We start from the raw sequence: 11,288 nt of genomic DNA on the forward strand, positions 1-11,288 counted from the left end.
GCTGCCTCTATAACATATTGAATGTCTTTCACTTCAACATTTTTCAATAGATCTAGATAAGTTTCTATACCATACTGAGTATTTATCATTTTTGCATCCAATACATTCATGACCTTCACATCCCTTTCTACCATCATATTCATTGTTTTCATTACCATTTCACAAATAATGAGCTATTTTTCTTCGCCTATTTTTATTGACTCATTTTCTATTAAATGTGACAGATGTAATTCTGTTAGTTTTTTTCAACAACATGTCCACCAAATTCGTTTCTTAATGCAGCTACCACTTTACCTGTAAAAGTATCGCTGTCTAATGAACGGTAACGCATCAAAAGAGACATTGCGATAACAGGAGTGGCTGCTTGTAAATCTAAAGCTGTTTCAACTGTCCATTTCCCTTCACCAGAAGAGTGCATAATCCCTTTAATTTCATCTAGCTTTGCATCTTTTGAAAATGCACGTTCAGTTAACTCCATGAGCCATGAACGAATAACTGAGCCGTTATTCCACACTCTAGCCACTTTTTCGTAGTCAAAATCGAAATCGCTTTTTTCTAATACCTCGAATCCTTCACCAATCGCTGCCATCATACCGTATTCAATTCCATTGTGAACCATTTTTAAGAAATGACCGCTCCCTGCTTTACCAGCATAGATAAATCCGTTTTCGACAGCTGTATCCTTGAAAATAGGTTCCACGATGCTCCAGGCTTCAGGGTCTCCTCCAATCATATAACATGCTCCATTACGAGCACCTTCCATTCCACCAGAGGTACCGGCATCCATAAAGTGAATTCCTACTTCCTTTAGCTGGTTATATCGGCGAATGGATTCCTTATAGTGAGAATTTCCAGCTTCAATTACGATATCTCCAGTGCCTAATAATGGTGTTATTACATCAATTACTGAATCTACCACAGCATGCGGAACCATAATCCATACAACTCTTGGTTTTTCTAATGATTCAACAAGTTCTTTTAAATCAGATGTACCTTGAGCACCGTATTTCTTTATTTCTTCAACGGCACTTCCATTTACATCGAAAGCTACTACTTCGTGCTTGTTATCAATTAAATTTTGACCTAAGTTTAATCCCATTTTTCCTAAACCAATTAATCCAACTTTCATGTTCATTTCCTCCTTAATAATCTAAAAATATTCTTCATCTTTTATTACTACCACCATTTATATCCTTCCTCTGCCAATAATTGATGGGAAGCATCTGGTCCCATTGACCCGGATGGATATAATTGAAGGGAAATTGTATTTTCCTCAAAAGCCTCTAAGATAGGCTGTACCCATTTCCAAGACAACTCCACTTCTTTCCAATGTGCAAAGAATGTTGAGTCGCCACGCATTGCATCGTAAATTAATAGCTCATACGCTTCAGGAATATCTGCTTGCTTAGCAGAAAAACCAACATTGACTGGTTCGATTTTTCCATTGTTTAATGGGTTTTTACTATTTAATTGTAATGAAACACTTTCGTTTGGATTGATTTCAATCACTAAAAGATTTGGCGCAGTTTCTTCTTCTTGAGTCCTATACAAATCCTTTAAAGTATTTTTGAATTCAATCACAATTCGGGTCGATTTCTCTGTCATTCTTTTTCCTGTACGGATATAGAAAGGAACCCCTCTCCAAAAATCATCATCCACATATAGCCGGGCAGCCACAAATGTGTCATTTAAAGAAGAAGGAGCAACTTCAGATTCTCCTGTATACCCAACAACTGGTTTACCTTGGATTTCACCAGGACCATATTGACCTCGAATCACATGATTCACCACATCCTCTTTCTTTAATGGACGAAGTGATTCTATTACTTTTCTCTTTTCATTGCGGATCTCTTCTGCACTAATTTGTTTTGGCAGCTGCATGGCTGTCATCATCAACATTTGTAGCATGTGATTTTGAAACATGTCGCGAATAGCCCCAGCTTGATCATAATAACCAGCTCTCTCTTCAACCCCAACTGTTTCGCTTGCAGTAATTTGCACATTTGCAATGTATTGGTTGTTCCATAATGCTTGAAGCACTGGATTTGCAAATCCTAACGCTTCCAGGTTTTGGACCATCGGCTTTCCAAGATAGTGGTCGATGCGAAAAATTTCTTCTTCATCAAAAGCTTTACTTAGTTTATCGTTTAATTCTTGAGCTGATTTTAAGTCATGTCCAAACGGTTTTTCGATAATTAGACGTTTCCAACCTTTAGTAGAACCTAGACCACTCTCTTTAATGTTGAAAGCAATCACATTAAAAAACTCTGGAGCAACAGATAGGTAGAACATACGATTTTCTGGAATATTCAATTCTTCTTCACGTTGTTTAACGAGTTCAAGTAATCCTTTATATCCTTCAGCCTTGATAGCATCTACATGGCTATACCGAAAGGCACGGATAAACACTTCAAGGTTTGAATCATCATTTAGTGATCGTCTAGAAAATGTTTTTAAGGAATCTTCCACATGGTTTTGGAAATCTGTATCTGATAAATCTCCTCTGCCCACCCCAATAATTGAGATGGGCAGAGGTAATTTTTGATCCAAAAATAAATTATATAGAGCCGGGAAGATTTTTCTTTTTGCTAAGTCCCCTGTCGCCCCAAATAAGACAAATGTCATTGCCTCCATTTTACATACCTCCTAAATTTAAAATTTCACTTATGCCTTTCTTAAAAAACTACTATTACTCTTAATAGCCAATTTCAACGTATTAAACTGAATGCGGAAGATCAGATGACTGATCAATTACCACAGTATTTCGTGAATCCAATGTTGCAACAAGATGTAAGTATAATACCTACATTTATTAAATGGAAGTACGCACTTTTTATTTAAATAGTGATAAAAATAGAACATACTAACAAAAAGTATACTAAAGGAAATAGACTCATCTATTTTTGTGTTAAATAAATTAAAAAGCCAGGGTGAGCATCCTCTCCCTGGCCAGGATCAACTGACAATATAACCCTTTTTAATTTCGAATAAATAAATGGATTGGTTATATAATAGATTATTTTCTTCTTTTTACTTAAAAATCACCTTCACCATATAAATAGGTAATACAATGACAATTTGGGCAATTATCAAGCACTTATACAGAAAATAGGCCATGCGGAATGGTGCATTGTTTCTTTTAAAGTTAATAGAAAGACTTTATGCGGTTTGTCTTATAGTATACTTTTTAACACTATGTAAAATAAAAGTGCGTACTTTCAATGTTGAATCATACGTTGTATACTTGCAATTGTTCAGTGAGAGGACATGATATTCCTTATTTCTTGCAGGTACAGATAAAGCACTATAAGGATTATATTACTGTACACTTTGGAGACATTATCACTGTACAACAATAAAAAAATTATAGGAGTGAATATAGATGGAATTACAATTAGCATTAGATTTAGTAAATATTCCAGAAGCAATTGAGCTGGTAAAAGAAGTAGAGGAACATATTGATATCGTTGAAATCGGTACACCGGTTGTAATCAATGAAGGTCTTCATGCTGTAAAAGCAGTTAAAGAAGCATTCCCTAACTTAAAGGTATTAGCAGACCTAAAAATTATGGATGCAGCTGGTTATGAAGTAATGAAAGCTTCTGAAGCAGGTGCAGATATCGTTACAATTCTTGGAACTGCTGAAGATATGTCAATCAAAGGTGCTGTTGAAGAAGCGAAAAAACAAGGTAAAAAAATCCTTGTTGATATGATTGCTGTAAAAGACCTTGCTGGACGTGCAAAAGAAGTGGACGCTATGGGCGTTGATTATATTTGTGTTCATACTGGCTATGATCTTCAAGCAGTTGGAAAGAACTCATTTGAAGATTTACAAACTATCAAAAGTGTTGTAAAAAATGCTAAAACTGCAATCGCAGGTGGGATTAAGTTAGACACACTTCCAGAAGTCATCAAAGTAGAACCAGACCTTGTCATTGTAGGTGGCGGGATTACTGGACAAGCTGATAAAAAAGCTGCTGCTGCCAAAATGCAACAAATGATTAATCAAGGGTAATTCAGCATGAATACAACTCAATACCTAGCTGAAATCATAAAAGAGTTAAATCGGTCCGTAGATTTAATTTCGAATGATGAAGCTGAAAAATTAGTTAATGGGATTCTTGAATCAAAAAAAATCTTTGTTGCAGGCGCAGGTAGATCTGGATTTATGGCCAAATCATTCGCCATGCGAATGATGCACATGGGGATAGATGCCTATGTGATTGGCGAAACAGTAACCCCTAACTTTGAAAAAGATGACATCTTAATCATTGGATCTGGATCAGGAGAAACGAAAGGTTTAGTTTCCATGGCTGAGAAGGCAAAAAGTATCGGTGGGACGATTGCAGCTGTAACCATTTTCCCTGAGTCCACTATTGGACAATTAGCGGATATCACAATTAAGTTGCCTGGCTCACCTAAAGATCAGTCGGAGAGTGATTTTAAGACGATTCAACCAATGGGCTCATTATTTGAGCAAACACTTTTACTATTTTACGACGCTGTGATTCTTCGCTTCATGGAGAAAAAAGGTTTGGATACCAATAAAATGTACGGTAGACACGCCAACTTAGAATAAATTTATTCCTCGAGTTCTAAATCGGAAAGACCGCAAGCTGTTTCCATGCAAGATTGCGGTCTTTCTGTTAGAATGAACTACTTCAATTTGTATTAAATTTAGGAGTGATAAAATGATTTCTTTAAATGGAAAAACTGCAATAGTTACTGGCGCAGGAAGAGGCATTGGACGTGCTACTGCTATCGCCTTAGCAAAAGAAGGTGTTCATTTAGGCCTAATCGGCTTAAATATGTCTAATCTAGAAAAGGTAGCTGCTGAACTAGCACAATTTGATGTAAGGGTTTCTGCAGCAACAGCAGATGTTACCGATCTTGAATCCGTTACTCATGCTGTTGAACATATCAAATCAGACTTAGGTCCAATTGATATCCTAATCAACAATGCAGGTGTTGCTAAATTTGGTGGATTCCTTGATTTAACACCAGAAGAATGGGAAAAAATCATCCAAGTCAATTTAATGGGTGTGTATAATGTAACAAGAGCAGTATTACCAGGAATGATCGAAAGAAAATCAGGAGATATCATCAATATCTCTTCATCTGCTGGCCAAAAAGGTGCTCCTGTTACAAGTGCTTACAGTGCTTCTAAATTCGCTGTATTAGGGCTAACAGAATCACTTATGCTAGAAGTAAGAAAACATAATGTCCGTGTTACTGCTTTAACGCCAAGTACGGTCGTTACAGATTTAGCCATTGATACAAATCTTGTTAAAGGCAATGAAGAAAACGTGATGCACCCAGAAGACCTTGCAGAATTAGTCGTGGCTAGTTTAAAATTAAATCCAAGAGTATTTGTTAAAACAGCTGGATTATGGTCAACAAATCCATCATAAAACGAAGCAGATCCAGTAGGGTCTGTTTCTTTTGTTCGTAAAAGATGAATTTAAAAATGCAAATATAAAAATCTCAGATATTTGGAGAAAGCAGCGAATAGAAGAAATAATGAGAGCAGCAAAAATGGGCGGCTAAAATGGGATTGGGAGATTTATTTATACTGCAAAAGGCATCCAATATGGATGCCTTTATTAAAATAATTCTCTTCTGATAAGTAATGAACAGCACTCAACATGGCTTGGATAGTGATGGAGAAATTATTTTAAAATCAACTGCGACACGCACTCAACGTGCGTCGTATGCGGAAACATATCAACAGGCTGAACTTCTAGTGTCGTATACCCACCATCCTCAAGCACTCGCAAATCCCGCGCCAAAGTAGCCGGATTACAAGACACATAAACCACCTTCTTAGGCTTCATCTCAATAATGGTTTGAAGCAAGGCATCATCGCAGCCTTTACGCGGTGGATCCACGACAAGTACATCCGCTACAATCCCTTCCTTATACCAATTAGGGATCACGACCTCTGCTTCTCCTACCGCGAATTCTACATTTCCAATCCCATTTAACTCTGCATTCCGGTTCGCATCTGCAATCGCCTCAGGAACAATTTCAACTCCGTACACCTTCTTGGCCTTTTGCGCCAGAAACAGCGATATCGTTCCAATTCCACAATAAGCATCGATCACGGTTTCCTCACCAGTTAATTCAGCGTAAGAAAGGGCTTGGTCATAAAGTACCTTCGTTTGCTCTGGATTTACTTGATAAAACGATCTTGAACTAATTGCAAATTTGACGTTGCCGATTAAGTCATAGATGACCTCTTCTCCCCATAACACACGAGTCTCGTCGCCAAGGATGACATTGGTTTTCTTTGAGTTGACATTCTGGATGATCGATTTAACCCCTTCAACACTCTCCACGATTTCTTTAACGATCTTCTCTTTGTTTGGAAGCTCTGGGGTACGTGTTACAAGAACGACCATGACTTCCTTCGTGACTTGTCCATGTCGAGCCATGATATGCCTTAATGTTCCTTTATGACGCTGCTCGTTATAGGCCGTGACACCATATTTTGTACAGATTCTCTTAACCGCCTGTACGACCTCGTCATTTTTTTCCTGCTGAATCATACATGCTTCCATATCAATAATTTCATGGCTGCGCTGCTGATAAAAACCGGCAATCAAGCCACCTTCACGCTCACCTACAGGAACTTGTGCTTTATTTCGGTATCTCCAAGGCTCACTCATGCCTAATACAGGATGAACCTTTACATTTTCTAGCTTGCCGATACGGGTAAGGACATCTCTTACTTGTTTTTCCTTCGCTAGTAGCTGTCCTTCATAGCTCAGATGCTGAAGCTGGCAGCCTCCACACTCCTTGTAAATCGGGCATGGGGCATCTACACGGTACGGGCTTTGTTCAAGGATTTCCTCTAAACGGCCGAATCCATATCCCTTATTGACCTTAATGACCTTTATCTTTGCTTTTTCACCTGGCAGAGCGTTTTTGACGAATAACGGATAGCCATCCACTTTGGCTACACCTGCACCGTCATGTGTTAAGTCTTCAAATTCAACTTCTATATAATCATTTTTTTGAACGGGTATTGTTTTTGTCATTGGTTACTTCCTTTATCATTTTTCGATATGAAAAATTGTATCATAACTCCATCTCTGATACGAAATTACAAAAAGAAACTAACCACCTATGTAGTGATTAGTTTCCTGAAACATTCCAACCTTCCGCTGGTCGGTCCTGCTCACGTATTTGATCAATCGGTACAAACACTTCTAAATGTCGGTATAAATTCACGAACTCCGCAGGTAGAAGACCTCCGAATTCTCCATCCAGATTGAGCTGAACCTTTTCCTCTGAGTGGACTTTGATACGGTTTGCCTTTGTATAAATAACATGCGGGTCGTTAACATGCTCCCCGCGTACAGCTAATGTGGCGATGCGGATAAATTCTGCAAGGTTTGTCTTCTTTAAAATTAATAAAGTAAACATTCCATCATTTATCGACGCATCGGGAGCCAGTCGCTCAAAGCCACCCACTGAGTTGGTTAGCCCGACAAGAAACAGCATGACCTCTCCTTCAAAAAGCTTTCCATCGTACTCAATACTTAAATCTGTCGCACGAATGGAAGGAAGCATCTCAATGCCTTTTAAGTAATAAGCCAGTTGCCCAAGCATTGTTTTCAGTTTGCTTGGCACCTCGTACGTTAACTCCGTTAAACGACCGCCACCCGCAATATTAATAAAATACTTGTCATTGATTCGGCCGATATCAACAGGAATCGTATCTCCCTTAACGATAATATCAGCTGCCGCTTCAATGTCCCGCGGGATATGCAGAGCTCTGGCGAAATCATTGGTTGTTCCAACTGGAATGACTCCAAGCTTTGGACGATACTCTTGCTCAGCAAGTCCATTGACCACTTCATTGATCGTCCCGTCTCCACCTGCCGCTACGACAAGATCGTATTTTCGAGCAACGGCAATTTTAGCCGCCTCTGTTGCGTCACCTGCACCAGTTGTTGCATGACAAGAAGTCTCATAACCGGCCATTTCTAGCTTTTGCAGTACCTCCGGCAATTGCTTTTTAAAGGCTTCTCTCCCTGAGGTAGGATTATAAATAATTCTTGCTCTTTTCATTTTCATCATCCTATTTCAAAAAATAAGGTTCTTTTTCTATTAGTATGTATACTCCGATGTCGATTCCATCATTTAACATTAATATCATATCTCACTGCTTACATTCCTGCAAATTTGTTGACAATCTATCATATCATGGAGATAGGTAAAAGTAAAAATCTCAACTCTAACAGCACCGGTAGGAATATGGTAAAATTTAGACAAATAACAATTAAATGTAAGGAGGAATCATATGGAGTATGGTCTACTTATCATAGCCTATTTACTCGGCTCCATTCCAACCGCATTATTCGTTGGAAAATGGCTCTTTCAAGTGGATATTCGAACGCTCGGTAGTAACAATCCTGGTGCTACCAATACCATTAGGGTTCTTGGAAAGAAGGCAGGAATCATTGTGCTTCTCGTTGATGTTGGCAAAGGGGCCCTTGCGACGTATTTACCCTTGCTGCTTCATTCCAATCTCGATCCATTGTATGCGGGATTAATTGCGGTGATTGGTCATTGTTTTCCGATCTTTGCAGGGTTTCGCGGGGGGAAAGCCATTGCGACCACTGCTGGTTTTTTAATCGTTTATAATCCTGTTTTATTTCTAATTACCTTTCTTACCTTTTTCATAGTTATTTTTCTATCAAAATATGTTTTTTTCGGTTCGATATCCGTTGGGGTCGCCATGCTGATTTATTCCTTTTTTGAGGAAGGCTATCATACAGATCTTATTTTTTTCTTATTCTTACTTCTCCTTTTCTTTTTACACCGTTCCAATATCCGTAATTATTTGAATCATACGGAGTTAAAAATTAATGATAAGAAGCTTAAGGATGACAGAATCCCTCCTAAACCTATAAAATGAAGACTAAAAAATTCAATCAAACGTTTGATTGAATTTTTTTAAGTATTTTCAACTAATGAATTATTATTCGAAAAATGGATCCAATACTTTCTAAGAAAAGCTTTTTTGTTACCACTTTCACGATTTATTTCGGGTAAAAAAATATCGTCACGTTTGCATAATAATGATAGAATATTGCATATATTTTTATAATTAGTTTTTCACTATAATAAAGGGGGAAGGTATATGTCGAATGAATTTTACCAAGCGATCTCCATTGCGATCTACATGGCGGGTATGCTACTAATTGGTTGGTACTCTTACAGAAAAACTAGTAATCTGACGGACTATATGTTAGGCGGACGCTCATTAGGTCCTGCGGTAACAGCACTCAGTGCAGGTGCAGCTGACATGAGTGGCTGGCTTTTAATGGGGTTACCTGGAGCCATTTATGTCAATGGAATGGTCGATGCATGGATTGCCATCGGACTCACCATAGGTGCCTACCTCAACTGGGTTCTTGTTGCTCCAAGACTTCGTTCCTATACTCAAGTCGCAAACGACTCAATCACAATTCCTGGTTACTTAGAGAATCGATTTAAAGATCGTACGATGCTTCTTCGAATTGTTTCTGGTATCGTTATTCTTGTTTTCTTTACGTTTTATGTTTCTTCCGGAATGGTATCAGGAGGCGTATTTTTTCAGAGCTCTTTCGGTGTTAGCTATCATACGGGTTTATTGATCGTATCTGCTGTTGTTGTTGCTTATACCTTATTTGGTGGGTTCTTGGCCGTAAGTTATACCGACTTTATTCAAGGACTTATGATGCTACTCGCACTTATTTTTGTCCCTATTATTGGTGTATTTGCAACAGGTGGACCTTCTGAAACGTTTGAAACCGTTCGACTTGTGAATCCAAACTTTTTGGATTTATTAAAAGGGGCTAGCTTCATCGGAGTAGTCTCGGCTATGGCGTGGGGGTTAGGATACTTTGGCCAGCCACATATCATCGTACGTTTTATGGCCATCACGACCGTTAAAGAAATAAAAAGTGCCCGTCGCATTGGGATGACCTGGATGATAATTTCTCTAATTGGAACCATCCTTACAGCGATGATTGGGATTGCGTATTTTAAGAAAAATCCTGATTTAACCCTTTCTAATCCAGAAGCTGTCTTTATTGAACTTGGGCAATATTTGTTCCATCCGATCATTGCAGGGTTCTTACTAGCCGCTGTCTTAGCTGCGATCATGAGCACCATTTCATCTCAGCTCATTGTTACTTCAAGTGCTCTTATTGAAGATTTATACAAAGTATTATTAAAGAAAGAAGCGACCGACAAGCATTATGTCTTATTAGGAAGATTAGCCGTATTAACAGTGGCTGTTATTGCCTTATTATTAGCCTTAGATCAAGACAATACGATTCTTTCACTCGTTGCCTACGCTTGGGCAGGATTTGGCGCGTCCTTTGGTCCTGTTATTATCCTCAGTCTCTTCTGGAAAAAGATGACGAACTGGGGAGCTATTTCAGGGATAATCACAGGTGCCATTACGGTGATTTTATGGAAACAAGCTGAGGGTGGAATTTTTGACTTATACGAAATTGTTCCTGGCTTCATCCTCAATGCGATCGTTGCGATTATTGTCAGCATCCTCACATTTAAACACAATGATCAAATTGAAAAAGAATTTAATGAATCTATCGCATTATTAAAGGAAGAGAAATAACCCTTACTGAACAACTCATTCGACAACGAATGGGTTGTTTTTTTGTCGGAAATACTCTTTTCCTGGGAAATACATACTTATTTCCACCAAACTTGTCTATTCCTGTTGTTCATAAAAGTGACATAGTTCACACTTCGGTCAATAAGCTTTTAACAAACTGTGAACTAACGTATATCCCTGTGGTTATTACTATGGTCACGTCGTATATTATGAGTGTAATCATTAATTAAATCATTTTCGAAAGGCGGAATCATTTATGTTTAATCAATTTTTAAGAGAAAACAAGATTTCTGCAGCGCTTCTTACATTATTACGTGTGTATCTCGGTTACGCTTGGATGACAGCAGGCTGGGGCAAAATAACTGGTGGTGGGTTTGATGCTGCTGGATTTTTAAAAGGTTCTATTGCAAACCCTGTGGCTGGTCCAGATGGAATTGTTTATGGTTGGTATGTATCTTTCCTTGAAGGTGTGGCACTACCAAACGTGGATCTATTTAATTTCCTTGTACCTTGGGGCGAGTTTTTAGTCGGTTTAGGATTAATTCTTGGTTGCTTTACAAGTGCTGCTATGTTCTTTGGTCTAGTCATGAACTTCTCTTTCATGCTTGCTGGTACGGTATCTCATAACCCTACAGACATTCTAATGGGTGTG

The 11,288-nt window shown here is 38.4% G+C and carries 10 protein-coding genes; 6 read left to right on the plus strand and 4 right to left on the minus strand.

What is annotated here, in order from left to right:
* Positions 1-235: 235 nt before the first annotated feature.
* Entirely contained in the window at positions 236-1,129 is an 894-nt protein-coding gene (gene gnd / locus ACGLXV_RS17610) for a phosphogluconate dehydrogenase (NAD(+)-dependent, decarboxylating) (RefSeq protein WP_391559650.1), read from the minus strand.
* Positions 1,130-1,176: 47 nt separating this feature from the next.
* Positions 1,177-2,634, minus strand: coding sequence for a glucose-6-phosphate dehydrogenase (gene zwf, locus ACGLXV_RS17615; protein WP_391559651.1), 1,458 nt, complete (start codon positions 2,632-2,634; stop codon positions 1,177-1,179).
* A 748-nt stretch (positions 2,635-3,382) separates the two neighbouring features.
* Here zwf and hxlA point away from each other — a divergent pair.
* From hxlA to ACGLXV_RS17630, 3 genes are all read left to right on the plus strand, one after another.
* A complete protein-coding gene (hxlA, locus tag ACGLXV_RS17620; protein ID WP_391559652.1) occupies positions 3,383-4,015 on the plus strand; it encodes a 3-hexulose-6-phosphate synthase in 633 nt (210 codons plus the stop codon).
* A gap of 6 nt (positions 4,016-4,021) precedes the next feature.
* The gene (gene hxlB / locus ACGLXV_RS17625) at positions 4,022-4,579 is read left to right on the plus strand and encodes a 6-phospho-3-hexuloisomerase (protein WP_133370873.1); all 558 of its coding nucleotides are present in this window, start codon (positions 4,022-4,024) and stop codon (positions 4,577-4,579) included.
* A 112-nt stretch (positions 4,580-4,691) separates the two neighbouring features.
* Positions 4,692-5,411, plus strand: a complete 720-nt coding sequence (locus ACGLXV_RS17630) for a 3-ketoacyl-ACP reductase (protein ID WP_391559653.1) — start codon at positions 4,692-4,694, stop codon at positions 5,409-5,411.
* 258 nt (positions 5,412-5,669) lie between these two features.
* On the opposite strand, the gene rlmD is transcribed toward ACGLXV_RS17630, so the two are convergent.
* Complete coding sequence (gene rlmD, locus ACGLXV_RS17635; RefSeq protein ID WP_391559654.1) at positions 5,670-7,040, minus strand: 23S rRNA (uracil(1939)-C(5))-methyltransferase RlmD; 1,371 nt, start codon at positions 7,038-7,040, stop codon at positions 5,670-5,672.
* Between the two features lie 97 nt (positions 7,041-7,137).
* A complete protein-coding gene (locus ACGLXV_RS17640) occupies positions 7,138-8,076 on the minus strand; it encodes a diacylglycerol kinase (protein WP_160548517.1) in 939 nt (312 codons plus the stop codon).
* A 232-nt stretch (positions 8,077-8,308) separates the two neighbouring features.
* On the opposite strand from ACGLXV_RS17640, the gene plsY reads away from it, so the two are divergent.
* The 3 genes from plsY to ACGLXV_RS17655 all read left to right on the plus strand — a co-directional run.
* Positions 8,309-8,926: a glycerol-3-phosphate 1-O-acyltransferase PlsY gene (gene plsY / locus ACGLXV_RS17645; RefSeq protein ID WP_391559655.1), complete on the plus strand. Its 618-nt coding sequence runs from the start codon at positions 8,309-8,311 to the stop codon at positions 8,924-8,926.
* A 225-nt stretch (positions 8,927-9,151) separates the two neighbouring features.
* Positions 9,152-10,636: a sodium/proline symporter PutP gene (gene putP / locus ACGLXV_RS17650; RefSeq protein ID WP_391559656.1), complete on the plus strand. Its 1,485-nt coding sequence runs from the start codon at positions 9,152-9,154 to the stop codon at positions 10,634-10,636.
* Positions 10,637-10,892: 256 nt separating this feature from the next.
* Positions 10,893-11,288, plus strand: a 396-nt coding sequence (locus tag ACGLXV_RS17655; RefSeq protein WP_391559657.1) for a DoxX family membrane protein, incomplete at its 3' end; no start/stop codon positions are given.

It is taken from the genome of Robertmurraya sp. (assembly GCF_036676585.1).
Classification (GTDB): domain Bacteria; phylum Bacillota; class Bacilli; order Bacillales; family Cytobacillaceae; genus Robertmurraya_A.